A 23,565-nucleotide genomic window follows, 5' to 3' on the forward strand; every position below is an offset into this window, starting at 1 on the left:
CGACGGCCCGCAGTCGCCTCGCCGGGGCGACCGGATCTTCAACCAGCCAGGTCCATCGGCCCCAGGACCTTCGCCAGCAGTTCACCCAACCGAGCCCGCTCCTCGGCGCTGAGCGGCTCCAGCAGAGCCCGCTCGTGCTCCAGCTGAGCGGGGAAGACCCGGTCGATGACCTCGCGTCCGCGTTCGGTCAGCCGCACGTCGACCTCACGCCTGTCTCGAGCGGACGTGTTGCGCGTGATCAGGCCGTCCTCCTCCAGCCGCGCGAGGCGCTTGGTGGTGGCCGCACCGGACGACAGCATCTCCCTGGTCAGCTGGCTGGGGCGCAGGCCGCCTCCGGCCCGGCGCAGCGCGCTGAGCACCTCGAACTCCATCCGGGACAGCCGCAGGTCGTCGAGGACCTCGTCGTGCCGCTGGTTGGTGAGCGCCGCGAGCCTGCGCACGCGCCCGATCACCTCGATGGGCGTGAGGTCCAGGTCCGGATGCTGCTCGCTCCATTGCTCGCGGATCCGTCCGACGACGTCCAACGTCACACTCCTTCACGAGTAAAACACCTAGTAACATTTTACCTGTGAACGGTTATCTGATCCAGACCTTGCGGACCCGCGATGCCCTCAGGTTCACGTCGATGTTCGGCGGCGTGCTCGTCCCGGCCCTCCGGGTCGGCACGTCCTACGCCCTGCCGATCGTCGCGCTGCTGATCGCAGGCCGCCTGGAACTCGCACCGTTCGCCGCGCTGGGCGCCTTCACCTCGCTGTACTGCCGGGTCGACCCGTACGGGCGCAGGGCCTGGCTGCTGCCGGTGGTGGCGATCGGCCTGACCGCGAGCGTGGCGGCCGGTGCCGTCGCCTCCGCCGCAGGCGCCGGAGGCGTGACGAAGGTCGTGGTCCTGACGCTGGTGGCGACGCTGGCCAAGCTGCTGGCAGACGTGCTGCGCGTGGGTCCGCCCGGCGGGCTGATGTTCGTCTTCGCCGCCGGAGCCGCCGCGTACTCGCCCCAGTCCTGGAGCGGGGTCGCAAGCGCCGTCGGAATCGCCGCCGCTTCAGCCGCGGTCTCGTACGCGATCAGCATGCTCGGCGGCATCCTGCACCCGACCGGGCCGCACCGGCTCAACACCGCGAGGGCCCTGCTGGCCGTCGCCGATCACCTGGAGACTCCAGGCGCCGGCGCTCGCAGTCGTGCCCACACCGCCGTGCACCACGCGCTCAGCGCGCTGCCCACCGGCGAGCGCCGGACGACGACACGGCTGCGCGCACACCTGGCGCACGCCGACCACCTCCTGCACCACCCGGCCGACGCGGCCCCGGAGCTGCGCGCGACGGCGACGAAGATGCGGCGCGGCCGGGTGCCCGCCGCGCGGCTGGACCGCCCGGCGCCCAGGCCGGTGGCCGCTGGTCGCGCCAGGATCGCCGAGTTCCGCACCAACGCCGTGCGGATGGCGGTGGCCTCGCTGGTCACCGGCCTCCTCGCATCGACCTTCCAGCTCGACCACGCCTACTGGGCCGTGGTCTCGGTCAGCTCGGTCCTCCAGTCCCACAACACCGCGACCACCTGGCAGCGGGCCCTGCAGCGCAGCGCGGGCACCATCGCGGGTTCGCTGCTGGCGCTCAGGATCTTCGCGGCGAATCCGTCACCGGCGATGATCCTGGTGGTGATCGTGCTCTGCCAGATCGCCGCCGAACTGGTGGTGATGTCCAACTACGGCCTCGGGCTGACCTTCGCCACTCCCCTGGCGCTGTGCTTGGCGACCTTGGGACACCCGACCGAACCCGTCCACCTGGTCGCCGAACGCGTCGGCATGACGTTGTTCGGCGCGCTGCTGGGCGTGGTGGTCTGCCTGGTGCTCTCCAACGACCGGGCACGCACGCGGTTGCGCGAGGCCGTGGAGACGTGCCGCACCGCGACCCTGGAGCTGCAGCGCTCGCCCGCCGACCCGGCGGTGCGCGACCGGTTGGTGGCCGCGGTGTTCGCGCTGCGCGACGCCCACCGCGTCGCGGCAGGCGAGCCGCTGCGTCCGCACCAGGGCGATCAGGAGGTGCTCGACACCGAGCACGACGCCTACCTGGAGCTCTCGGCCACCTCGGCCCCGGCCCGCAGCACCCGGCCGGGCTGACCGCCGCCGGACGTCATTCGACGCCGAGGCGGGCCAGCAGCTCCGCGCGCAGGGTCACGAACTCCGGGTCGCCGACCTCGCGCGGGCGCGGCAGGTCCAGAACCCGGTCGTAGCCGATGCGGCCCTCGTTCATCACCAGCACGCGGTCGGCCAGCAGCAGGGCTTCCTCCACGTCGTGGGTGACCAGCAGGATCGCGCAACCGTGCCGCTGCCAGAGCTCCCCGACCAGCTTCTGCGCCTTGATCCGGGTCAGCGCGTCCAGCGCCGAGAAGGGCTCGTCGAGCAGCAGCAGGTCCGGCTCGCGCACGAGGGCGCGCGCCAACGACGTCCGCTGCGCCTCACCACCGGAGAGGACCTTCGGCCACACGTCCACCCGGTGACCGAGCCCGACCTCTTCCAGGGACGCGACCGCGCGCCGCTTGTCCGGGCGGCCGGGCAGTCCGAGAACGACGTTGTGCCACACGCGTTTCCACGGCATGAGTCGCGGCGCCTGGAACGCGACCGCACGACGCTCGGCCACTTCGACCTCCCCGGTGACCTCCTGGTCGAGATCGGCGAGGATGCGCAGCAACGTGGACTTCCCGCACCCGCTGGGTCCCAGCAGCGCGACGAACTGGCCGGGCTCGATGTCCAGGTCGAGCCCCTCCAGGACGACGCGGTCCCCGAAGCTCCGCGACAGCCCCCTCACCACAGCCGGTTTCGTGGTCACTTCCCGCTGAACGCCGGTCGCCATGCCAGCACCACCCTTTCCAGTCCGCGAACGATGAAGTCGGCGATGAGGCCGAGCAGGGCGTAGAGGACGAGACAGACGACGATGACGTCGGTCTGGAAGAACTCGCGGGCGGTGTTCATCTCGTACCCGATGCCCGCGGAGGCGTTGATGGTCTCGCCGAAGACCAGGGCCAGCCACGCCGAACCGAGGGCGTAGCGCAGCCCGACCAGGGCGTTGGGCATGGCCGCGGGCAGGATCACGTGGCGTACCTGCTCGAACGGCCCGAGTCCGAGCGTTTTCGCGGCCTCCACCAAACCGGCGTCGACGTTGCGGATACCGCCGTAGATGTTCATGTAGAGCGGGAAGGTCACCGCCAGCGCGATCAGCACGATCTTGGGCTCCTCGCCGATGCCGAACCAGATGATCAGCAGCGGGATCAGGCCGATGACCGGAACGGTGCGCAGCATCTGCATCGGAGCGTCGATGAGGTCCTCGCCGCGGCGGAAGAGACCGGACAGCGTCGCCAGCAGGGTCGCGGCCACCACGCCGATCGCCAGACCGGCACCGACGCGCTGCAGGGACACCGCGATCGCCTCCTGCAGCCGTCCTTCTTCGAACAGCTCAGCACCGGTCTCCAGCACTGTGGCGGGCGAGGCCAGCGTGTCGTCGCTGAGCACTCCGGTGGCGCTGAGGGTCTGCCACAGCGCGACCAGCGCGAGGGGGCTCACCAGCTTGAAAGTCCATCGGGGAACGCGCGATTCCCGTCGAGCGGTGCGAGTGCGCACCCGGGTGACGGGTATCTGCTCACCCGTCGGCAGGGAAGTGAGACGTGTCGTCATGAGGGCTCCACGAGCGTGGGCGGACATGCGGAGGCGACCGCCGGGAAGAACTCAGCACGGCGGTGCGGGAAAGAGCGGGAGGAAGTGCGTCAGGCGCGACACAGCGCCGAGGACACACGTGAGAAGTCCACGTAGCCCCGGATCGTCAGTGGCTCCGACGGGATCATGAGCAGCACGCTAGACCGCGCCCAGTGCCCTGTAAACAGCGCTTCACGGACTGGGACGGCAGACCGTCCGGCCTGGTCAGATGCCAGGTGAGCTACGTTGTCGGGGTGATCGAGGAGCTCCTGCCCGCCGGGGTCGCCACCGCCGAGACCTTCGACGACCCACCGGAAGCGACGCTGTTCGACGCCGAAGCCGGCGAGATCGCGAAGGCGGTGGCCAAGCGGCGCCGCGAGTTCACCAGCGGCCGCTGGTGCGCGCACCGGGCGATGCGCGCTTTGGGCGTACCACCGGTTCCGCTGCTCCGGGGTGAGCGCGGGGCACCGCAGTGGCCCTCCGAGGTCGTCGGCAGCATCACCCACTGCGCCGGGTACCGCGGCGCGGCCGTGGCTCGCAGCGGCGAGGTGCGTTCGGTGGGCATCGATGCCGAGCAGCACGAACCGCTGCCCGATGGCGTGCTCGGCGTCGTCTCCCGCCCGGAGGAGCGCGAGCACATCGCCGAGCTCGCGGCCCGCGAGCCGGGCACGTGCTGGGATCGGATCCTGTTCAGCTGCAAGGAATCCGTCTACAAGACCTGGTACCCGATCACCGGCGAGTGGCTCGGGTTCGAGGACGCGGAGCTGGAGTTCTCAGCCGGCGCGTTCACCGCTCGGCTGCACAAGAGCGCGAGCGGTCTCACCGGCTTCACCGGCCGTTGGCTGGTGCGCGACGGCTTGGTCCTCTCCGCCATCACCCTGGAGAACTAGCAGGGGCGCCTCCGCCGAGCCCCCACCGCTCGAACGTTTCCGAGCGATGGGGACCGGGAAGGCGCCCCGCACTTGACTTCTGGCTGGTCACGCACCGCTGTTCAGGGCACGTGCGACCTTGACCACGCGGCGGGCCTGCACGGCCGCGGCGGCGCGGGTGACGTCGCCGACCTTGTTCTCGCCCTGCGCGTCGACGTGGCTGGTGCCGTAGGGGTTGCCGTCGACGAACTTGCTGCCGTCGGTGTACCCGGGGGCGACCACGATGCCACCGAAGTGGTGGATGGTGTTGTACAGCGCGAGCAGCGTGGACTCCTGCCCACCGTGGCTGGTCGAGCTGGAGGTGAACCCGCTGTAGACCTTGTCGGCGAGCCGGCCCTGCGCCCACTCGCCACCGAGGGTGTCGATGAACTGCTTGAGCTGCGCGGCGACGTTGCCGAAGCGGGTCGGGGAACCGAAGATCACCGCGTCGGCCCACACGACGTCGTCCGGCGTCGCTTCCGGCACCGAGCGCGTGGCCTCGACGTTGGCGCGCCAGGCGGGGTTGCCGTCGATCGCGGCGTCGGGTGCCAGTTCCGGCGCCCGACGCAGCCGCACCTCAGCGCCGGCCGCCTCCGCCTCGGCGACCAGGGCGTTGGCGATCTCGACACCGACCCCGGTGGACGAGTAGTAGATGACGCTGAGCTTCACGGGGTTGCTCACGAACCGAACCTCCTGTTCACGCGACAGATCGCCTCGAACGATCATTCTCTCGCACGGAAGACACTACCGAAGTGAATGTCTTTCTCGCAAGCGACTTTCTTGAAAACGTCTTTCATGTAACATCCCTGTGCACCGGCAGCAGTGAAGGAGCGTTGCGTGAACGAGGCGATCAGTCCGGACAGCGCCGTCGACGACGACGAGATCGTCACCTGGTGGGGCCTGGTCATCGAGGGCTACCACCTCACGGCCGCGAAGCTGGCCAGCGCGATCATGGACGGTTACGGACTTCCGATGGCGTCGCTGGACATCCTGCTCCGGCTCGTGCGCTCGCCCGACAACCGGATGCCCATGACCAAGCTCGCTCGCGAAGCGGCGTTGAGCAGCGGCGGCTTCACCAAGGTCGCCGACCGGCTCGCGAAGGCGGGCCTGATCCGCCGCGTGCCCAGCGAGACCGACCGCCGCGTGACCTTCGCCGAGCTCACCGACCACGGGCTGGACGTGGCCGACCGCGCCCGGGCGACCTCCGCGCAGGTCCTGCGCGAGCACGTCCTCGCACCGCTGGGCGGCAAGGATTCCCGCGCCCTGGCCGAGGCCATGCGCACGCTCCGCGAGGCGAACTCGCCGGAGGACTAGAGCACGTCGGACACCGACGTGCCGGTGTCGTCGAGCGCCAGGCCGAGTTCGGCGCGTTCGACCAGCCATCGGCTCGGCCGGTATCGCGGGTCGCCGGTGGCCGCGTGGAGGGCGCGCAGGACGGTCAGCACCCGGCGCGCCCCCACCTGCTGACCCCACTCCAGGGGGCCGCGCGGGTACCCCAGCGCGAGGCGCACGGCCGTGTCGATGTCCCCCGGCGTCGCGAGCCGCTGCTCGGCGATGAAGCAGCTCGTGTTGACGATCGCGGCGAGCAGCCGCTGGGCGATCATCCCCGGCCCGTCGCGCACGACGGTCACCGCGCGCCCGGTGGCCGCCAGCGCCGCCCACGCAGCGCGCGCCACGTCGACGCCGGTGGCCGGGTGCACGCTCAGGGTGCAGCGGGTGGCGTTGCTCAGCGGGTCCACGCCGCAGACCCGTTCCGCGGGAAGGCCCGCCGACAGCGCCGCCGACGCAGCGCTGTGCCCGAACGGCGTCAGCAGGACGACCGCCGCGGTACTCGGCTCGTCGCCGCGCTCGACCGGAACCCCCGCACCGGCCAGCGAGTCGAGCAGCTCCCCGTCGTCGGACCACACGGGTGCGCGTGCGATCTCGGGCGCGGCGGGCTCGGGGTTCTCCTGCTTGACGCCGTCCTCGTAGCGGTAGAAGCCCTCCCCCGCCTTGCGGCCGAGCAGTCCGGCCTCCAGCCGGGTGCGGGTGATCGGCGACGGGCGCAGCCGGGGATCGCCGTAGTAACCGGTGAAGATGCTCTCCATCGCCGGGTGCGTAACGTCCAGCGCGGTGAGGTCCATCAGCTCGAACGGCCCCATCCGCAGACCGAGGACGTCCCGGCCGACCCGGTCGACGTCCTCGGGCGTGGCGAGTCCTTCGCCGAGGATCTGCAGCGCTTCGGTGACCAGGCCGCGCCCGGCGTGGTTGACCAGGAAGCCCGGCGTGTCGGTGGCCCGCACCGGCGTGTGCCCCAGCCGCCGGACCAGTTCGGTGAGGCCCTCCGGCAGGTCCTGCGCCGTGCGGGCGCCCGGGATGACCTCGACCAGGCGCATCAGCGGAACCGGGTTGAAGAAGTGCAGCCCGGCGAGCCGGCTCGGGTCCGCCAGCGCCGTGGCGATCGAGGTGACCTGCAGCGAACTGGTGTTGGTGGCGAACACGGCGTGCTGCGGGCAAGTCCTCTCCAAATCTGCGAAGAGCTCGCGCTTGGTCTCGAGGTCCTCGCGCACCGCCTCGATGACCAGGTCGCAGTCGGATGAGCTCAGCGGGTCGGAGATCGGGACGAGCCGACCGGCGGCCGCAGCGGCCTCCTCGGCGCTCATCCGCCCCTTGCTCGCGAGCTTGTCGTACATCCGGCCGATCTCGGCGACCGCGGTCTCCACGGCCTCCGGACGTGCGTCGGCGAGTTGAACGGTGACGCCGGCGGCGGCGCAGATCTGCGCGATCCCGCGTCCCATGACGCCGGTGCCGATCACCCGCACGGTCTTCACGCGCTCAGCCCACTCGCCCGGAAGCATGCTCGACTCCTCCGTTGACGCACCGATTCGGATCAGCTTCGCACGCGTCGCCGAGAGCGTCCAATACCGAATTCGTGCTCCGGTGAGACGTGCAGGAACATAATCGGCGCTTCTTACGACCGGCTCCCGCGCTGTGCTACCAACGAAACAACGACGTCCGAAACGGCGGCGTACCAACGCGAAGGAGCAAGCGATGCGCGAAGCGGTGATCTGCGAGCCGCTGCGAACCCCGATCGGACGGTTCGGCGGAGTGTTCAAGACCGTGACAGCGGTGGAGCTGGCCGCCACCGCGATCAAGGGTTTGCTGGAGCGCACCGGACTCCCCGGCGAGGCGATCGACGAGGTCGTCCTCGGCCACTGCTACCCGACCGCCGACGCCCCGGCGATCGGCCGGGTCGCCGCCCTGGACGCCGGACTTCCCGTTGAGGTCGGCGGCACTCAGATCGACCGCCGCTGCGGTTCGGGCTTGCAGGCCGTCCTCGACGCCGCGATGCAGGTGCAGACCGGAGTCAGCGACGTCGTGCTGGCCGGTGGCGCGGAGAGCATGAGCAGCGCGCCGCTCTACACGACCGAAGCGAGGTGGGGCGTGCGCGGCAGCGGTCTGCAGCTGCACGACTCGCTGGCCCGGGGTCGCACGACGGCGGGCGGCAAGGACCACCCGGTGCCGGGCGGGATGCTGGAGACCGCCGAGAACCTGCGCCGCGAATACGGCATCCCGCGCGCCGAGCAGGACGAGCTCGCCGTCCGCTCGCAGCAGCGCGCCGCCGAAGCCCAGCAGGCGGGCCGTTTCGACGACGAGATCGTTCCGGTGGCGGTGCCCTCCCGCAGGGGCGACGTCGTGGTCGACACCGACGAGCACCCGCGGCCGGACACCACCGCGGAACAGCTGGCCGGGCTCAAGCCCGTGCTGGGCAAGAACGATCCCGAGGCGACCGTGACCGCGGGCAACGCCAGCGGCCAGAACGACGCCGCCGCGATCTGCGTCGTCACCACCCCCGAGCGGGCTGCCGAGCTCGGGCTCCGCCCGCTCGTGAAGCTGGTGTCGTGGGCTCGGGCCGGGGTGCCACCCCGCACCATGGGCATCGGCCCGGTGCCCGCGACGGCCAAGGCGCTGCAGCGAGCGGGGATCGGTCTCGCCGATGTGGACCTGATCGAGCTCAACGAGGCCTTCGCCGCGCAGGTGCTGGCCTGCACCCGCGAGTGGGAGTTCACGCCCGCCGACTTCGACCGGGTCAACGTCAACGGCTCCGGCATCTCTCTGGGGCACCCGGTCGGCGCGACCGGTGGCCGGATCCTGGCGACGCTGTCGCGGGAGATGCAGCGCCGGAACGCCCGCTACGGCCTGGAAACGATGTGCATCGGGGGCGGCCAGGGGCTCGCCGCGATCTTCGAGCGCGCCTAGAACATCACACCACCGGCGCTCGCTCGAAGTCCACAGTGGACGTCGAGCGACGGTCGGTCCCCAGGGCTAGGCTGGAGCTCGTTCCCTGCGATCTGTTTCGAGGAGCTGTTCATGGCGATCGCCACCGCAGACAAGGTCGACCGCGAGGCGCTTCTGGAGTTCCTCCGGCCGCGGCACAAGGCAGTCCTGGTCACCACGAAAGCCGACGGCGGGCCGCAGATGTCGCCGCTGACCTGCGGTGTGGACACCGGCGGGCGGCTGGTCATCTCGACCTACCCGGATCGGGCCAAGGCCCGCAACCTGCGCCGGAACCCCCGGACTTCGGTGTGCGTGGTCTCCGACGAGTGGAACGGTCCGTGGGTTCAGGTCGACGGCACGGCCGAGGTGCTGGACATGCCGGACGCCCTGGACGGGCTGGTCGAGTACTTCCGGTGCATCTCCGGTGAGCACCCCGACTGGGACGAGTACCGGGAAGCGATGGTCCGCCAGGACAAGTCCCTGATCCGGATCACCATCGAGCGCTGGGGCCCGATCGCCACGGGCGGTTTCCCCGCGCGCCTGGTCCAGGACTGAGCTCTCCTCCGACGCCCCGGTCCCGCGCGGGCCGGGGCGTCAGGCCGTCCTGACCCGCACGTTGAAGGCGCGGGAGAAGCGCGCGCTGCGCAAGAACTGCGAGAGCATCAGCAGCCAGCCGAACCCGACGCACAACGCGATCCGCTGGTAGAGCCCGGCGTAGGGCTGGAAATCGGGCAGTCCGGCGAAACCCAGCGCCGCGAGCGCGAAACCGGTGCCGAACACCACCGCGGTCAGCAGGCAGCAGGCGGCCCACCACGGGTGCCGGGTGCTCCAGAACAAGCGCGCCAGCAACGAGCTCGCCGCGGGGAACCCCAGGAACACACCGGCCGAGAAGAACTGGTGCAGCACTCCTGTCGCCGTGGTCCCGCCCATCTCGCCCGGCGGGTAGCCGTTGATCGGGTCGGTGGTGAAGAAGCCGGCGCCGATGAGCCCGACGCCGACGGCGATGATCAGCCCCGGAATCCACCAGTCACCGCCCAGCCGCAGCAGCACCGACCGCATCCCGAACGCGGAACTGGTCACCAGAACGCCGCTGATGCAGAAGCTCACCGCCTGCGCCCATCCCAGCGAGCCGATCGCCAGCGAGCTCACCGGGTGGCGGAGCGGGTCGTACCCCGACTTCACCGAACCCAGCACCAGGAACACCGCCACGAACAGCACCGCGCCCGCGGTCCCGCAGCGGAGCAGCGTCCGTTCATCCCGAGCCTGCAACATGCGCGGGAGCCTAGCCGTTGGCGTCACCTCCGGATCCCACGGTCGTCACCAGCGTCACTCCCCCGTCAGCGCCGTGCCAGCCCGCGAGCGGCAGCGCTCCCGCCGATCAGCAGCACCAGCGTGGCCAGCGCCCACCGGCGCTTCTCCTGCGTGGTGTGACCGGACTCCTCGGCATCGATCTCCTCGGATGGCGCCGCAGGAGAGGACGTTTCGGGCGTTTCGCTCGGCTCCTCGACCGGTTCAGGTGGTGCTGGCGGGCGAGGAGGAGCCGGCGTCGCGCTCGGTGCCGGCTGCGAGCTGGACGGTGCGGACGTGGGTGCGGGGGAAGGTGGGGTCGACGTCGGCGGAGTCGACGGCGTCGTCGTGGGAGGTGTTGTCGTGGGCGGTGTTGTCGTGGGTGGAGCCGGCGGCGGTGCCGGTGGTTCCGGCGGCGGGGTGCGCCGCAGGCACCCGGCGGCATCAGAACTGGACATGCCGGGCACTTCGGCCAGTTTCGCCAGTTCGCCACCGACGCTGACCCGGTAGACCCCGCCGCTGCGGTTGGCGGTGACGTAGAGCGCGTCGTCGTCGCCGATCACGACCGATCCGTAGGAGTCGGGAAGCAGTCCCGGCAGCCACACGACCGGCTCCACGACTCCGGTGCGACGGTCGAGCCGGACCACCGCAGGTATTCCGGAGTAGCTCTGGGCGACCCCGTAGAGCAGCCCGTCCGGCCCGACGTCGAAGTCGTCGATGTCGAAGGGACCGTGGCGCTCCTCCAGCTCGACCGACGACAGGACGTGGCGGAAGGTCGAACTGTCGGGATCGACGTCCACCGCGTGCAGGTAGTCGTCCTCCAGGACGTACCAGCGGTTTCCGCGGATCGCTCCGGCCGTCGGGTGCTCGATCGGGTTCCACGGGGTGTCTCCGCGTCCCGCGACGACCGGCCCCAGGTCCAGCGGCGGGTCGGCCGGACGCAGCGCCATCACGTGTCCGCCGTCGGAGAAGCCCTCCGCGATCCCGTAGGCCCAGCCCTGCGCGGCCGAGTACCCGAGGGCGTTCATCCGGTGCGGCAACTCCCCGACCCTGGTGTCGGCGAAGCCCGGCAGGGTCACCCGGTACAGCTGCGAGGTGGTACCGGTGGTGCGGATCTGCAGCGCCTCGCACGTCTGATCCGCCTCCGCTGCCGGGCCCACCGCCGCCGCCAGGACCAGGAACGCCCCGACTACCCCCGCCCGAGACGTGCGAGCGCCCACTGGAAGGCCTCCGGCTCGATCCGAGACCCGCCGCTGAACGGGTTCTGCAACTGGAAGATCGCGAACAGCAGCAGCGCCAGCGCGCCGGCCAACGTGGACACCAGCACGATGTGCGGGAACAACTTCGTGCCACCGAAGAGGTTCGGTAACAGCACGCACACCAGGCTTCCGACGATCAGCACGAACCACACGACCGCCACGACACCCCGGTCGAAGGCTCGGGTGAGACGTTCGTGCCGCTCGGAGTAGACCTCGTTGAGCTTGTCCAGCGCCTCGGACTTGCGGTCCTCCTGGAACTCCCCGTCTGCCTCCGCGTTGACCACGGCTGCCCGGATCTGGTCGAGCCGTCCCCACCCCGGGCCACCCACCGGTGCCCCGCGCTGCATCGACGGTCACTCCTCCCGGATCACCCCGTTCACGTAGGCCTGGCTGGTGTCCCGGACCTCGGCCGCGTCCTGCGCGGGCAACGACTCCATCGCCCAGGACACGGCGACCAGCTCCTGCGCTTCCACGTAGGCGCCATCGCGCGCGTCGGAGACCGCGTCGAAGAGCGTCACCAGCACGAACGCCAGGACCACGGCCTGCAGCCCGCTGACGATCGTGAACACCTGCCCGGCGGCGTCGTTGTTGCTCGGGCTCCCCTCGTCCTGCCCGATCCGGCGGACCAGGTACCCGATGATCGCCGCCCCGACCGCTGCGCCGAGCACCCAGAGCGCACCGGTGAGCACGAGGTTCACTCCGCCACTCCCGCGATCGTGCCGCGCGCGCCGTCCGGTTGTCGCGGCACGGGCACCCGTGGGGCTTCGGGTTCGAGCAGCTCGCCGACCTCGCAGCCCAGCACTCGGCAGATGACGTCGAGGTCTTCCAGCTTCAAGCTCGCGGGAGTCTTCGACCACAGGCCGGACATCTTCCCCGCGGATATCACCAGGCCGTGCTCGGCGAATCTCCGCTGCAGGTCGGTGGCCTTCCAAATACCGCGCTGCGCCGCGACCAACCGCAGGTTCCACTTCACGCGAAATCGCCTCCTGGAGAGAACAGCTAACCGGTTCGCGGATTCTGATGGGCCTTCACCTATCGCGACCGGACCCGGGAAACACCCGGCAGAACCACGTCCCGAACAATACGCCCAAGATCCGCTGGAATTGGATAACCCGATTCGTGGAATTCGAGTTCACACAACCGTCGCCCGGGTGGAGCAATACGACGGCCAAACCTCCGCGAGGACCGCATCGACATTGGTGCACCAGACTGAACGTGCCCCGAAATCAGGACCCACGAGGACTCGCGAGACCACCCTGCGTCGCGCAATCGGAAGATCGGGCGATCATGAGGACAACCCGCGCTGACCACCGCGTATTGCTCCCCTCAGCACTTTCGGGTGACTGTACGGCCCAGTCGCCCGGTGCTAGCGTTTCGACCGGAAGCAACGACGAGGCCCGCCGATCCGGCGCGGCCAACAATTCTCTTCCACCCTTCTCCAATTCCTCGACGACATTCGCCGATTCACCTTTTGCGCCCGTCTCGAGCCCCTCCATCGAGCCCCTACGTCGAGCCCTTCTCGACGATTTCTCATCCCGATGATTGGTGGTATTTCTGTCGTGACTGCGACCGATCCGAACCCGGCCGACACCGAAGCCCCGCAGCTGAGCCTGAGCACCGCGGCCGCGAGAAATCTCGCGACCACGACCAAATCGGCCCCGCAGATGCAGGGCATCACCTCCCGGTGGTTGCTGCGGATGCTGCCCTGGGTGCAGGCGTCCGGTGGCGTGTACCGCGTGAACCGGCGGTTGAGCTACACCCTCGGGGACGGCCGGATCACCTTCAGCAACACCGGAGCCGACGTCCGCGTCATCCCCCAGGAACTCCAGGAACTCCCGCTGCTGCGCGGTTTCGACGACGACTCCGCGCTCCGTGCCCTGGCCGACCGGTTCGTGCAGCGACAGTTCGAACCCGGCGAGGTGATCGCCAACTCCGGCGAGTCCGCCGATGAAGTGGTCCTCATCGCCCACGGCAAGGTCAACAAGATCGGCACCGGCGAGTACGGCGACCAGACCGTGCTGGACGTGCTCGCCGACGGCCAGTACTTCGGTGCCCAGGTCCTCTCCGGTGAGGCCGGCGAGTGGGACGCCAGCTACAAGGCGGTGACCCCGTGCACCGTCCTCTCCTTGGGCCTGAGGACGTTCCAGGAGCTCAACGGGTCTTCTGAGGCTCTGCGCGAACACGTCCGGCAGGCGCTCGCCGGACCCGCCCGCCCGCACAACCCGCACGGCGAAGCGGATATCGACATCGCCTCCGGCCACTCCGGCGAGCCCGCGCTCACCGGCACCTTCGTCGACTACGAGATGTCCCCCCGCGAGTACGAACTCAGCGTCGCCCAAACGGTTCTCCGCGTCCACAGCCGAGTCGCCGACCTCTACAACCAACCGATGAACCAGACCGAGCAGCAGCTCCGACTCACCATCGAAGCCCTCCGCGAACGCCAGGAGCACGAGCTCATCAACAGCCGGGACTTCGGGCTGCTGCACAACGCCGACCTCCGCCAGCGCATCCCCACCCGCACCGGTCCCCCGACGCCCGACGACCTGGACGAGCTGCTGACGCTGGTGTGGAAGGAACCGGGCTGCTTCCTGGCGCACCCGCGCGCCATCGCCGCGTTCGGCAGGGAGTGCAGCAAGCGCGGCCTCTACCCGCAGAGCATCGACCTCGGTGGGCACCAGGTCCCGGCGTGGCGGGGCGTGCCGATGCTTCCGTGCGACAAGTTGCAGGTCAGCGACAAGCGCACCAGCTCGATGATGCTGATGCGCCTCGGCGACCAGAACCAGGGCGTCGTCGGGCTGCACCAGACGGGCCTGCCCGACGAGTACCGGCCGGGATTGTCGGTGCGGTTCATGGGGATCAATGAGCAGGCGGTCGTCTCCTACCTGGTCAGCGCCTACTACTCCGCCGCAGTGCTGGTCCCCGACGCGCTCGGAGTGCTCGAGCACGTCGAAGTGGGACGCGAGAGCTGAGAACGCGGGCCGGTCACATCACCGGCCCGCTCCTCTTCCCGATCAGAGGAGTTGAACCACCTTGACCGCGACCGAGCAGCCCGCTCTGAGCCTGAGCACCCAGGCGGCGCGCACGCTCTCCACGACCACCAAGACGCAGCCGCAGATGCAGGGCAGGTCCTCGCGCTGGCTGCTGACGATGCTGCCGTGGGTCGACATCGAAGCCGGCACCTACCGGGTCAACCGGCGTCTGACCTACGCGTCCGGCGACGGCCTGGTGACCTTCACCAACACCGGCGACAGGGTGAGCGTGATCCCCCGCGAGCTCACCGAACTGCCGCTGCTGCGCGGGTACGACGACGACTCGGCCCTGAGCGCTCTCGCCGACCGCTTCGTGCAACGCCATTACGAGCCCGGCCAGCTGATCTCCGTGGCCGGGGAGCCGGCGACCGAGGTCGTGCTGATCGCGCACGGGAAGGTCGACAAGGTCCGCGGTGGTGCCTACGGCGCCGAGACCGTCACGGACACCCTGGCCGGTGGCCGGTTCTTCGGCTCGCAGGTGCTGGCCACCGCGCAGTCCACATGGGACAGCACCTACCGGGCGGTGACCCCGTGCATCGTGCTCGCCCTCGACAGGGCCGCGCTGCACGAGGTCACCCGGCAGTTCGAGGGCCTGCGCGCGCACGTGGCGGCCGAGTACGCCTCCCCGGCCCCGCCGACCAACAAGCGCGGCGAGTCCGACATCGCCATCGCCTCCGGTAACTCCGGCGAACCCGCACTCACCGGCACCTTCGTCGACTACGAGATGTCCCCCCGCGAGTACGAACTCAGCGTCGCCCAAACAGTTCTCCGCGTCCACAGCCGAGTCGCCGACCTCTACAACCAACCGATGAACCAGACCGAACAACAGCTCCGACTCACCATCGAAGCCCTCCGCGAACGCCAAGAGCACGAACTGCTCAACAACCGCGACTTCGGGCTGCTGCACAACACCGACCTGCAGCAGCGCCTGCACACCCGAACCGGCCCACCCGCTCCGGAAGATCTCGACGAACTGCTGTCCCGCCGCCGCAAGTCCCGCTTCTTCCTGGCGCACCCGCGCGCCATCGCCGCGTTCGGCAGGGAGTGCAGCAAGCGCGGCATCTACCCGAACACGGCCGAGGTTCAGGGAAGAACCGTTCACGCCTGGCGCGGTGTCCCCATCCTGCCCACGGACAAGATCCCGATCAGTGACAAGGGCACCACCTCGATCCTGTGCATGCGCACCGGCGAGGACGATCACGGCGTCGTCGGACTGCACCAGACCGGCATCTCCGACGAGCACGAGGCCGGGGTGTCGGTGCGGTTCACCGGAATCAACGAGCAGGCGGTCATCTCCTACCTGGTCAGCGCCTACTTCTCCGCTGCGGTGCTGGTCCCGGACGCGCTCGGCGTCCTGGAGAACGTCGAAATCACCCGCTGAGCGAGAGGAACCCGCAATGACGACGATGCAGCAGGACGCGAACCGAGCGGGTCAGGCGTTCGAGGCGCTGACCAGCAGTCGAACGATGGTCGAGCCCGCGTTGCGAGCTGCGGTGGACCGGCTCCCGGACCGGATGCGCCAGGTCGCCGGCTACCACCTGGGCTGGCTCGACGAACGGGGCAACCCGGTGCGGGCCGACCGGGGCAAGGCGATGCGGCCAACGATGGTGCTGCTGAGCGCTTCCGCCGTGGGCGGTGATCCGGCCAACGCGGTTCCGGCCGCGGTGGCGGTCGAGCTGGTGCACAACTTCTCGTTGCTGCACGACGACGTGATGGACGGCGACGTGACTCGTCGGCATCGGCCCACCGCGTGGACGGTGTTCGGCAACGCCACGGCGATCCTGGCCGGTGACGCGCTGCTGACGCTGTCCGCTGACGTGCTCGCCTCCTCGCAGCACCCGGAAGCGGCGAGCGCGGTGCGCATGCTCAGCAGCGCGGTGCTGGGCCTCATCGACGGGCAGAACTCGGACCTGGAGTTCGAGACTCGCGCCGACATCGACCTCGCGGCGTGCCAGCGGATGGCGCGCGACAAGACCGGCGCTCTGCTGGGGTGCGCGTGCGCGCTCGGCGCGCTCTACGGCGGCGGATCTCCGGAGCAGATCACCCGCATGCGGAGCTTCGGGGAGCGGCTCGGCCTGGCGTTCCAGCACGTCGACGACCTGCTGGGCATCTGGGGTGATCCGGCGATGACCGGAAAGCCGGTGTTCTCCGACCTGCGCACCCGCAAGAAGACGCTGCCGGTGGTCTCCGCGCTGACCTCCGGCACCAGCGCGGGCCAGCGGCTGGCCGGGCTGTACTACCGCGAGCAGCCGCTGATCAGCGGCGAACTCGCTCAAGCGGCGGAGCTGGTCACGCTCGCCGGCGGACGAGCGTGGAGTCAGGGGCAGGCCGACGAGCTGCTCGCGGCCGCGCTCTCCGACCTCCGCAGGGCCGACCCGGAGGCGAACGCGGCGGAAGCCCTCACCGCGCTGGCGCACCTGGTGGCCCGCCGGGACCACTGATCCCGGCACCCCGGAACGACGGCTCCAGCCACCGCCGCCCCTCCTGGCTGGAGCCGTCCCCGGTCCTCGGGCGGGTTTTCGCGAGAACCGGCCGATTTTCGCGAGAACCCGCTCGACACTAGGGAGTCTTTTCAGAATGCGGCGGAGCCGTTGCTTCAGGTGTGGGACTCAACCTGCACCGCGGTGCCTTCCCCTGTGGGGATTTCTCACCCGCTGTCTGGCGAGTACGCCGCGACGCCGATGTCCACCCCGGGGTAAGCGGAAGACATCAGGAGTGGCGCACGGAGTCCAGGCGGCGTGTGAGGTTCCGCTACCCGCACCGCCAAGCAAAGCAATTCTGAAACAACTCCTAAGCCTTCCGCCGGGCCCTGCTGAGCAGGCCGATCAGTCCGGCAGCCGCGGCGGAGATCACGAAGGAGGTCAGCGCGGCACTCATCCAGGTGGGAACGGTGAAACCGGCGGCCTCCCGAGCAGCGGTCCAGAAGGCGGTCCACCAGCCCAGCTCGCCGGGGTTGATCAGCTGGAACGCCGCGAAACCCAGCAGCCACGCGAGAAGCATCCCCCAGCGGGAGGGGGCCTGCGCCGAGATGTCCCACTCGCGGGTGCGCGCGTTGTAGAAGTAATCCACCGCCAGCACACCGAACATCGGCACGAAGACCGATCCGATCAGCAGCAGGAAGCTGGAGAACTGCTCGATGTCCATGGTCAGCGCGGCCAGGGTACTGACCACGCCGACGAGGAGGCTCAGCAGGCGTCGATCCGTGCTGGGGCGCAGGTTCTGGATGGACACCGCGGTCGAGTAGGTGTCGGCGAAGGACTGGTCGACCTCGCGCAGCACCAGCACCGCGAAGAACAGCACGCCCAGCGGCGCGGCCAGCAGCGGGTCGAAGGCCTTGTCGCCGTCGAACCCGACCAGCGCGAGTCCGAGCAGACCCAGCAGGTAGCAGGCGATCTGGGTGAGGGAGTAGCCGACGGTCGCGGCGGTGAACGCCCCGCTCGCCGAGCGCGAGTGCCGCGAGTAGTCGGAGGCGACGGGGAGCCAGGACACCGCCACCGCCAGCGCCGCGTCGGCACCGGGCCAGAAGCCCTCCCACGACCCCTGGTTCATCGGCGGCAACGGCTCCATGAGCAGCTGCACGAAGAAGTAGACCATTGCGATGAGCACCGCGACGCTCACGTAGCGGCGCAGCAGGCGCAGCGCACCGAGCGGGCGCAAGGTCAGCGCGGTGGTGAGCGCACCGGCGATCAGCACGTAGAGCCACTGCGGACCACCGTCGAACAGCGCCTCGGCACCTTGTGCGATCACCAGCAGCTCGAAGGTGCCCCAGCCGACCAGTTGCAGGATGTTGAGCACCGTCGGCACGTAGGACAGGCGGGTGCCGAACAGGCCGCGCAGCAGCATCATCGCCGGTGCTCCCGTACGGGCACCGGGGATGGCGGCGATGCCGACCATCACGCTGCCGAGCACAGTTCCCACGACGGTCGCCGTGATCGCCGCCAGGAACGACAGCTGCGGGACCCCGGCGGGTGCCAACACCGCGAGAGCACCGCTGAAGCCCAGCAGGCTGACGCCGAGGTTTCCCCAGAAGGCGCCCTGGTCGAGCACGCCCAGCGTTCTCGGCGCTGGTTCGTCCAAGGTGTTCGGAACTTCGGACCGTTCGACGTCAAGCGCCATCGACAGCTCCCTACGCCGGCATTATCCGGACAGGTTCTGCGGTCGGTGGCGCGTGCCTGCCACCCTCTCAGCCCGGTGCGCCCGAGCTCCCGCGTGAATGAGTCGCCAGGACCCTACCTGATCGAGTGACGCGGTGTCAGCGCCTCCTGTTGCCGAACAGTCCGCGGGTCACCTCGCGGCCGACCGCGCTGGCGGCGGAGCGGAAGAACGACCGCACCGCGGGGTTCTCCATCGCCTTCTGGAACATGCCCGCGTCCTGGGCCTCGCCCTTCTCCGGAGCCTCGGCCGACGGTTCCGCGGAGGCCTCCGGGACCTTCTGCGCGAGCTTCTCGTAGGCGGACTCCCGATCGATCGTCTCGGAGTACTTCGCGTGCAGCTGCGAGGACCGGGCCGAGGAGCGAACGGCGTCCTCACCGATGGCGCCCATCAGCGAACGCGGTGGCCGCAGCCGCGTCCACGCGACGGGCGTCGGTGCGCCGGTCTCGGACAGGACGGTCACGATCGCCTCGCCGGTCCCGAGCGAGGTCAGTGCCTGACCGAGGTCGTAGTGCTCGGTGGTCGGGTAGGTCTTCACCGTCCGCGACAGCGCCTTCTGGTCCTCGGGGGTGAAGGCGCGGATGGCGTGCTGGACGCGGGCGCCGAGCTGCGAGAGCACCGGGTTGGGCACGTCGGTGGGCAGCTGCGTGCAGAAGAACACGCCCACCCCCTTGGAACGGATGAGCTTCACGGTCTGCTCGATGCTGTCCAGGAACGCCTTCGACGCGTCGTTGAACAGCAGGTGGGCCTCGTCGAAGAAGAACACCAGCTTCGGCCGGTCCAGGTCGCCGGCCTCGGGCAGCTCCTCGAACAGCTCCGCGAGCAGCCACATCAGGAAGGTGGAGAACAGAACCGGGTTGGTCTGCACTTCGCTGAGCTCGAGCAGGTTGACCACGCCCTGGGCACCGACCTGCTGGAGCAGGTCGGCGACCTCGAGCTCGGGTTCGCCGAAGAACTCGTCGCCTCCCTGCGCCTCCAGGTTCGACAGCGCCCGCAGGATCACCCCGGCGCTGGCGGCCGAGACACCGCCGATGCCCTTGAGATCTTCCTTGCCCTCGTCGCTGGTCAGGTACTGGATCACCGAGCGCAGGTCCTTGGTGTCCAGCAGCGCGAGTCCGCGCTGATCGGCCCAGTGGAAGATCAGGCCGAGGGTGGACTCCTGGGTGGCGTTGAGGCCGAGCACCTTCGCCAGCAGCAGCGGCCCGAAGCTGGTGATCGACGCCCGGATCGGCACACCCCGGCCGCTGGTTCCCAGCGACAGGAACTGCACCGGGTAGGAGGTCGCCTGCCAGTCGTCGCCGATGTCCTGGGCGCGCGCGGTGAGCTTGTCGCCACCTTCGCCGGGCTGGGCGAGTCCGGACAGATCGCCCTTGATGTCGGCGAGCACCACCGGGACGCCGGCGTCGGAGAGCTGTTCGGCCAGCAGCTGCAGCGTCTTGGTCTTGCCCGTACCGGTCGCCCCGGCGACCAGGCCGTGCCGGTTGAGCGTGGCCAGCGGGATGCGCACCTGGGCTTCGGCGTCAGCGGCGTCGTCGATGACCACGGCCCCGAGATCCACGGCGGCTCCGCCGGCCGCGTATCCGGACGCGATCTGCTGGGCAGCGTTGTTGTCGGTCACCGCAGTCTCCTCCCGTCGGCACGTTCCCTTCGAAAGGTAGGTCGATCCCGCGCTCGATCCGTGGAGAGCCACTCGGTCGAGGGACGGGCTGGCGCGTCCGCACTAGCACCCCGAACGGCCCGCCAAAAGGCTCGTTGACCACCGGAAAGATCTCCTTCGACGGCATGGGAAGCATCGCTCGATGGAGTTAGAGTCGGGTGGGATCGCCTGGTTTGACCGCGCGTGCGTGAGGAGTGAGGTCGTGACGGGTTTGGACCGCCTGCGGACGCGGGTCAGCACCGAGGAAGCCCTGGTCGTGGCCTTCTCCGGAGGTGTGGACTCGGCGCTGCTGGCCGCGGTGGCGCACCAGGTGCTGGGGTCGCGGATGCTCGCGGTCACCGCCGTGTCACCGAGCCTGGCGGCCGAGGAGCGCAAGCAGGCCAAGCGCTTCGCGCGGGAGCATGGCTTCGCCCACGTCGAGGTGTGCACCGACGAGGCGGACCGGCCCGAGTACGCCGCCAACGACGGAAACCGCTGCTACCACTGCAAGTCCGCGCTCTTCGACGCCCTGGAGCCGCTCGCGGCGGCGATGGGCGCGAACGTCGCTCTGGGCACCAACGTGGACGATCTCGGCGATCACCGGCCGGGCCAGCGCGCCGCGGCGCAGCGCGGAGCGATCGCGCCGATGGTGGACGCAGGACTCACCAAAGCCGACGTGCGCGAGGCCAGCGACGCCCTCGGCCTGTCCACTGCGGACAAACCGGCCGCCGCGTGCCTGGCCTCCCGGGTCGCCTACGGCGATCCGGTCACCCCCGAGGTGCTGGCCCGCGTCGAGCGCGCCGAAGCCGCCATCCACGAGCTGGGATTCCCGGTCTGCCGGGTGCGCGCGCACGGTCAGGGAACGGTCGCGCGGCTGGAGGTCCCCGCCGAGGACATCGACCGCGCGGCGGCGCACCACGCCGAGCTCGACGCGGCAGGACGGGACGCGGGGTTCGAGTTCTGCGCGCTGGACATGGCGGGGTTCTCCAGCGGCCGGATGAACGCGCTGCTGCCGCTGCTGCCCACCCGAACCGCGTCATGACCGGCTTCAGCGACCTCGGGTACGCGAGGGTCGACACCGACCGGGAATCCCGCCAAGGACTGCCCGAGGTCGTCTACGGACCCGGAAAGCGCCCGGAGGAGATCACCGGGATCGTGACCGAGCTGCTGGCCCGCAGCACCGGACCCGTGCTCGTCACCCGGGTGGAACCCGACATCGCCGCAGCGGTCGACGTTCCCGGCGGCAGCTACCAGGAGACGGCGCGGCTGCTGGCGTGGCGCCCGGCGCCCGAACGGGACTTCCGGCTGTGCGTGGCCACGGCGGGAACCTCGGACTGGCCGGTCGCGGCCGAGGCCGAGGCGGTCGCCACCGCGATCGGCCTACGCGCCCACGTGATCCGCGACGTCGGCGTCGCCGGCATCCACCGGCTGCTCGCGGCGAGCGACGAGCTCCAGCAGGCCGACGCGGTGGTCGTGGTGGCCGGCATGGAGGGCGCGCTGGCCAGCGCGGTCGGCGGCCTGGTGTCCTGCCCGGTGATCGCGGTGCCCACCTCCACCGGCTACGGCGCGTCGCTGGAGGGGGTCACGGCGCTGCTGGCGATGCTGACCTCGTGCGCGGCCGGTCTGACGGTGGTCAACATCGACTCGGGTTTCTCGGCCGCGATGGCCGCGCACCGGCTGGCCACGGTGGCCCGGCGATGATCCTCTGGCTCAACCCCACCACCGGGCTCTCCGGGGACATGCTGCTGGGCGCCTTGCTGGGCCTCGGCGCACCGGTCGAGGCGGTCAGCGAATCCATCGCGTCCACCGGCCTCACCGGGTGGTCCCTGAGCGCCGAGCGGGTCCAGGTGGACGGCATCGCGGCGACCCGCGCGGTCGTGGCGGTCGACGACGACGCACCGGAGCGCCACGCGTCCGAACTCATCGGACTCGCCTCCCGGGCGAAGCCGGAACCGGTTGCGACGATGGCGGTCTCGGCACTCGACTCGATCGCCCGGGTTGAGGGCGCGCTGCACGACCGCGATCCCGCCGAGGTGCACCTGCACGAGGTCGGCGGCCTGGACACCATCGTGGACACCGTCGGAGTCGCCGCCGCTCTGCACGAACTGGGCGTCACCGCAGTGCATTCCGCGCCGATCGCACTGGGTTCGGGGATCGTCCGCTGCGCGCACGGCGTGCTGCCCGCGCCCTCACCGGCGACCACGCGCCTGCTGGAAGGCGCGGCGGTGGTCGGCTCGGACCTGGACGGGGAGACCGTCACCCCGACCGGCGCCGCGCTGGTGTCGGCGATGGGCGTGCGCTTCACCCCTCCCCCGGCGATGACGCTCGGCGCCACCGCCTTCGGCGCGGGAACCAAGCGCTTCCCGCAACGCCCGAACGTCCTACCGGCGTCGCTGGCCACCGCCCGGTCGCAGGTGGAGACGATGGTCGTGGTGGAGTGCTCGGTCGACGACGTGACAGGCGAAACCCTGGGCCACGTCCTCGATCGGCTGCTCGAAGCGGGCGCCGCCGACGCCTGGACGAGCCCGGTGACGATGAAGAAGTCCCGGCCGGCCCACGTATTGCACGTCCTCTGCGCACCCGCGCGCGAGGAAGCGCTCACCGCGATCGTGCTCGCGGAGACCGGGACGCTGGGCGTGCGCAGGCACGAGGTCCAGCGCACCGCGCTCCCCCGCCGCACCAGCGCGGTTTCGGTGGCGGGACACAGCATCCGGATCAAGCACGGCCCGCACCGCAGCAAACCCGAGCACGACGACGTCGCCGCGGCGGCGAAGGCTCTCGGACTCCCGCTGCGCACCGTCGCGGAGATGGCCTCCGAGGCGGCCCGGCAGCAGGTCGGCCCTTCTTGATCTCCTCGGCGAGCATCACGATGATGCCGCTGGGACCTCGGACGTAGCTGAGCTTGTAGACGTCCTCGTAGGTCGCCACACCGCGCAGCGGGTGGCACCCGTGCTCGGCGGCCACCTCGAGGGCGGCGTCGATGTCGTCGACGGAGAACGCGACCCGGTGCATGCCGATCTCGTTGGGGCGAGTCGGCTCGGTCTCGATGGCGTCGGGGTGGACGTACTCGAACAGCTCGATGCGGCCGTGACCGTCCGGCGTCTGGAGCATCGCGATGTGCGCGTGGTTGCCGTCGAGGCCCACGGCGGTGTCGGTCCATTCGCCGCTGACCGTGTCGCGACCGAGGACGGTGAGCCCGAGGTCGGTGAAGAACGCGATCGCGGCGTCGAGATCGCGCACGGCGATGCCGACGTTCTCAAGCTTGATGGCCATGCGCCGGATGCTAGCGAGCCGGTCCGACGCGGGCCGGGCACGCGCAGGTCAGACGCATCGAACTCCGGCACCGGAGCTGGGTGCG

At 70.2% G+C, this 23,565-nt stretch carries 21 protein-coding genes and 2 pseudogenes; 11 read left to right on the forward strand and 12 right to left on the reverse strand.

Translation table 11 applies throughout. From position 1 onward, the window contains the following. Nucleotides 1-38: 38 nt before the first annotated feature. The gene (locus FHU35_RS00140) at nucleotides 39-524 is read right to left on the reverse strand and encodes a MarR family winged helix-turn-helix transcriptional regulator (RefSeq protein ID WP_145735501.1); all 486 of its coding nucleotides are present in this window, start codon (nucleotides 522-524) and stop codon (nucleotides 39-41) included. Nucleotides 525-568: 44 nt separating this feature from the next. On the opposite strand from FHU35_RS00140, the gene FHU35_RS00145 reads away from it, so the two are divergent. Then, complete coding sequence (locus FHU35_RS00145) at nucleotides 569-2,110, forward strand: FUSC family protein (RefSeq protein ID WP_145735503.1); 1,542 nt, start codon at nucleotides 569-571, stop codon at nucleotides 2,108-2,110. Nucleotides 2,111-2,123: 13 nt separating this feature from the next. On the opposite strand, the gene FHU35_RS00150 is transcribed toward FHU35_RS00145, so the two are convergent. Then, a complete protein-coding gene (locus tag FHU35_RS00150; protein ID WP_145735506.1) occupies nucleotides 2,124-2,843 on the reverse strand; it encodes an ABC transporter ATP-binding protein in 720 nt (239 codons plus the stop codon). Then, on the reverse strand, nucleotides 2,816-3,661 hold the full coding sequence (locus FHU35_RS00155) for an ABC transporter permease (protein ID WP_222429246.1): 846 nt from the start codon (nucleotides 3,659-3,661) through the stop codon (nucleotides 2,816-2,818). Before FHU35_RS00155 ends, FHU35_RS00150 begins: the two co-directional genes overlap by 28 nt. Nucleotides 3,662-3,933: 272 nt before the next feature. Between FHU35_RS00155 and FHU35_RS00160 the strand changes: the two genes are divergently transcribed. Further along, complete coding sequence (locus tag FHU35_RS00160; protein WP_145737851.1) at nucleotides 3,934-4,569, forward strand: 4'-phosphopantetheinyl transferase family protein; 636 nt, start codon at nucleotides 3,934-3,936, stop codon at nucleotides 4,567-4,569. Nucleotides 4,570-4,656: 87 nt separating this feature from the next. Here FHU35_RS00160 and wrbA read toward each other — a convergent pair whose 3' ends face one another. Beyond that, complete coding sequence (wrbA, locus tag FHU35_RS00165; RefSeq protein WP_186459193.1) at nucleotides 4,657-5,268, reverse strand: NAD(P)H:quinone oxidoreductase; 612 nt, start codon at nucleotides 5,266-5,268, stop codon at nucleotides 4,657-4,659. 156 nt (nucleotides 5,269-5,424) lie between these two features. Between wrbA and FHU35_RS00170 the strand changes: the two genes are divergently transcribed. After that, nucleotides 5,425-5,901, forward strand: coding sequence for a MarR family winged helix-turn-helix transcriptional regulator (locus FHU35_RS00170; RefSeq protein ID WP_246109975.1), 477 nt, complete (start codon nucleotides 5,425-5,427; stop codon nucleotides 5,899-5,901). On the opposite strand, the gene FHU35_RS00175 is transcribed toward FHU35_RS00170, so the two are convergent. Next, nucleotides 5,898-7,424 carry a 3-hydroxyacyl-CoA dehydrogenase gene (locus FHU35_RS00175; protein ID WP_145735510.1) on the reverse strand — a complete coding sequence of 509 codons (1,527 nt, stop codon included), beginning with the start codon at nucleotides 7,422-7,424 and terminating at the stop codon, nucleotides 5,898-5,900. The two genes, FHU35_RS00170 and FHU35_RS00175, sit on opposite strands and share 4 nt — an antisense overlap. 193 nt (nucleotides 7,425-7,617) lie before the next feature. On the opposite strand from FHU35_RS00175, the gene FHU35_RS00180 reads away from it, so the two are divergent. Both FHU35_RS00180 and FHU35_RS00185 read left to right on the forward strand, forming a co-directional pair. Then, nucleotides 7,618-8,826 (forward strand): acetyl-CoA C-acetyltransferase, encoded by a 1,209-nt coding sequence (locus FHU35_RS00180; protein WP_145735511.1) that lies wholly within the window; start codon nucleotides 7,618-7,620, stop codon nucleotides 8,824-8,826. A 111-nt stretch (nucleotides 8,827-8,937) separates the two neighbouring features. Next, nucleotides 8,938-9,399, forward strand: a complete 462-nt coding sequence (locus FHU35_RS00185; protein ID WP_425474085.1) for a PPOX class F420-dependent oxidoreductase — start codon at nucleotides 8,938-8,940, stop codon at nucleotides 9,397-9,399. Nucleotides 9,400-9,438: 39 nt separating this feature from the next. Here FHU35_RS00185 and FHU35_RS00190 read toward each other — a convergent pair whose 3' ends face one another. The 4 genes and pseudogenes from FHU35_RS00190 to FHU35_RS00205 form a co-directional block, all read right to left on the reverse strand. Continuing rightward, nucleotides 9,439-10,116 carry a DUF998 domain-containing protein gene (locus FHU35_RS00190; RefSeq protein ID WP_145735514.1) on the reverse strand — a complete coding sequence of 226 codons (678 nt, stop codon included), beginning with the start codon at nucleotides 10,114-10,116 and terminating at the stop codon, nucleotides 9,439-9,441. 65 nt (nucleotides 10,117-10,181) lie between these two features. Then, nucleotides 10,182-11,351, reverse strand: a complete 1,170-nt coding sequence (locus FHU35_RS29100; protein WP_186459194.1) for a DUF6923 family protein — start codon at nucleotides 11,349-11,351, stop codon at nucleotides 10,182-10,184. After that, nucleotides 11,321-12,088, reverse strand: a pseudogene (locus tag FHU35_RS30490) (bestrophin-like domain). Before FHU35_RS30490 ends, FHU35_RS29100 begins: the two are co-directional and overlap by 31 nt. Continuing rightward, nucleotides 12,085-12,363, reverse strand: a complete 279-nt coding sequence (locus tag FHU35_RS00205) for a helix-turn-helix domain-containing protein (protein ID WP_145735515.1) — start codon at nucleotides 12,361-12,363, stop codon at nucleotides 12,085-12,087. The pseudogene FHU35_RS30490 and the gene FHU35_RS00205 overlap by 4 nt, the downstream one beginning before the upstream one ends. Nucleotides 12,364-12,949: 586 nt before the next feature. Here FHU35_RS00205 and FHU35_RS00210 point away from each other — a divergent pair. The 3 genes from FHU35_RS00210 to FHU35_RS00220 all read left to right on the forward strand — a co-directional run bounded on the left by FHU35_RS00210 (nucleotide 12,950) and on the right by FHU35_RS00220 (nucleotide 16,860). Next, nucleotides 12,950-14,359, forward strand: a complete 1,410-nt coding sequence (locus FHU35_RS00210) for a family 2B encapsulin nanocompartment shell protein (RefSeq protein ID WP_281290195.1) — start codon at nucleotides 12,950-12,952, stop codon at nucleotides 14,357-14,359. Between the two features lie 61 nt (nucleotides 14,360-14,420). Next, nucleotides 14,421-15,800, forward strand: a complete 1,380-nt coding sequence (locus FHU35_RS00215; RefSeq protein WP_246109976.1) for a family 2B encapsulin nanocompartment shell protein — start codon at nucleotides 14,421-14,423, stop codon at nucleotides 15,798-15,800. A gap of 16 nt (nucleotides 15,801-15,816) precedes the next feature. After that, nucleotides 15,817-16,860: a family 2 encapsulin nanocompartment cargo protein polyprenyl transferase gene (locus tag FHU35_RS00220; RefSeq protein WP_145735517.1), complete on the forward strand. Its 1,044-nt coding sequence runs from the start codon at nucleotides 15,817-15,819 to the stop codon at nucleotides 16,858-16,860. 349 nt (nucleotides 16,861-17,209) lie between these two features. Here FHU35_RS00220 and FHU35_RS00225 read toward each other — a convergent pair whose 3' ends face one another. After that, nucleotides 17,210-18,535 (reverse strand): purine-cytosine permease family protein, encoded by a 1,326-nt coding sequence (locus FHU35_RS00225; RefSeq protein ID WP_145735518.1) that lies wholly within the window; start codon nucleotides 18,533-18,535, stop codon nucleotides 17,210-17,212. 136 nt (nucleotides 18,536-18,671) lie between these two features. Next, entirely contained in the window at nucleotides 18,672-20,189 is a 1,518-nt protein-coding gene (locus tag FHU35_RS00230) for a helicase HerA-like domain-containing protein (RefSeq protein ID WP_145735519.1), read from the reverse strand. A 241-nt stretch (nucleotides 20,190-20,430) separates the two neighbouring features. Here FHU35_RS00230 and larE point away from each other — a divergent pair, with 241 nt between their 5' ends. The 3 genes from larE to larC are packed head-to-tail and all read left to right on the forward strand — an operon-like array spanning nucleotide 20,431 to nucleotide 23,056. Further along, complete coding sequence (gene larE / locus FHU35_RS00235; protein ID WP_246109977.1) at nucleotides 20,431-21,249, forward strand: ATP-dependent sacrificial sulfur transferase LarE; 819 nt, start codon at nucleotides 20,431-20,433, stop codon at nucleotides 21,247-21,249. Further along, the gene (gene larB, locus FHU35_RS00240) at nucleotides 21,246-21,908 is read left to right on the forward strand and encodes a nickel pincer cofactor biosynthesis protein LarB (protein ID WP_145735522.1); all 663 of its coding nucleotides are present in this window, start codon (nucleotides 21,246-21,248) and stop codon (nucleotides 21,906-21,908) included. Before larE ends, larB begins: the two co-directional genes overlap by 4 nt. Beyond that, nucleotides 21,905-23,056, forward strand: coding sequence for a nickel pincer cofactor biosynthesis protein LarC (gene larC / locus FHU35_RS00245; protein ID WP_145735524.1), 1,152 nt, complete (start codon nucleotides 21,905-21,907; stop codon nucleotides 23,054-23,056). The genes larB and larC overlap by 4 nt, the downstream gene beginning before the upstream one ends. 25 nt (nucleotides 23,057-23,081) lie before the next feature. Here larC and FHU35_RS00250 read toward each other — a convergent pair. Then, nucleotides 23,082-23,480 (reverse strand): annotated as a pseudogene (locus tag FHU35_RS00250) (VOC family protein); the annotation flags it as partial. Between the last annotated feature and the right edge of the window lie 85 nt (nucleotides 23,481-23,565).

It is taken from the genome of Saccharopolyspora dendranthemae (assembly GCF_007829955.1).
In the GTDB taxonomy this organism is placed as follows: Bacteria; Actinomycetota; Actinomycetes; order Mycobacteriales; family Pseudonocardiaceae; genus Saccharopolyspora; species Saccharopolyspora dendranthemae.

Excerpts from the sequence above, each read along its gene's own strand:
- FHU35_RS00150 (WP_145735506.1), bottom strand. The coding sequence starts at position 2,843 with ATGGCGACCGGCGTTCAGCGGGAAGTGACCACGAAACCGGCTGTGGTG.
- FHU35_RS00155 (WP_222429246.1), bottom strand. The coding sequence starts at position 3,661 with ATGACGACACGTCTCACTTCCCTGCCGACGGGTGAGCAGATACCCGTC.
- FHU35_RS00175 (WP_145735510.1), bottom strand. The coding sequence starts at position 7,424 with ATGCTTCCGGGCGAGTGGGCTGAGCGCGTGAAGACCGTGCGGGTGATC.
- FHU35_RS00180 (WP_145735511.1), top strand. The coding sequence starts at position 7,618 with ATGCGCGAAGCGGTGATCTGCGAGCCGCTGCGAACCCCGATCGGACGG.
- FHU35_RS00185 (WP_425474085.1), top strand. The coding sequence starts at position 8,938 with ATGGCGATCGCCACCGCAGACAAGGTCGACCGCGAGGCGCTTCTGGAG.
- FHU35_RS00190 (WP_145735514.1), bottom strand. The coding sequence starts at position 10,116 with ATGTTGCAGGCTCGGGATGAACGGACGCTGCTCCGCTGCGGGACCGCG.
- FHU35_RS00220 (WP_145735517.1), top strand. The coding sequence starts at position 15,817 with ATGACGACGATGCAGCAGGACGCGAACCGAGCGGGTCAGGCGTTCGAG.
- FHU35_RS00225 (WP_145735518.1), bottom strand. The coding sequence starts at position 18,535 with ATGGCGCTTGACGTCGAACGGTCCGAAGTTCCGAACACCTTGGACGAA.
- larB (WP_145735522.1), top strand. The coding sequence starts at position 21,246 with ATGACCGGCTTCAGCGACCTCGGGTACGCGAGGGTCGACACCGACCGG.
- larC (WP_145735524.1), top strand. The coding sequence starts at position 21,905 with ATGATCCTCTGGCTCAACCCCACCACCGGGCTCTCCGGGGACATGCTG.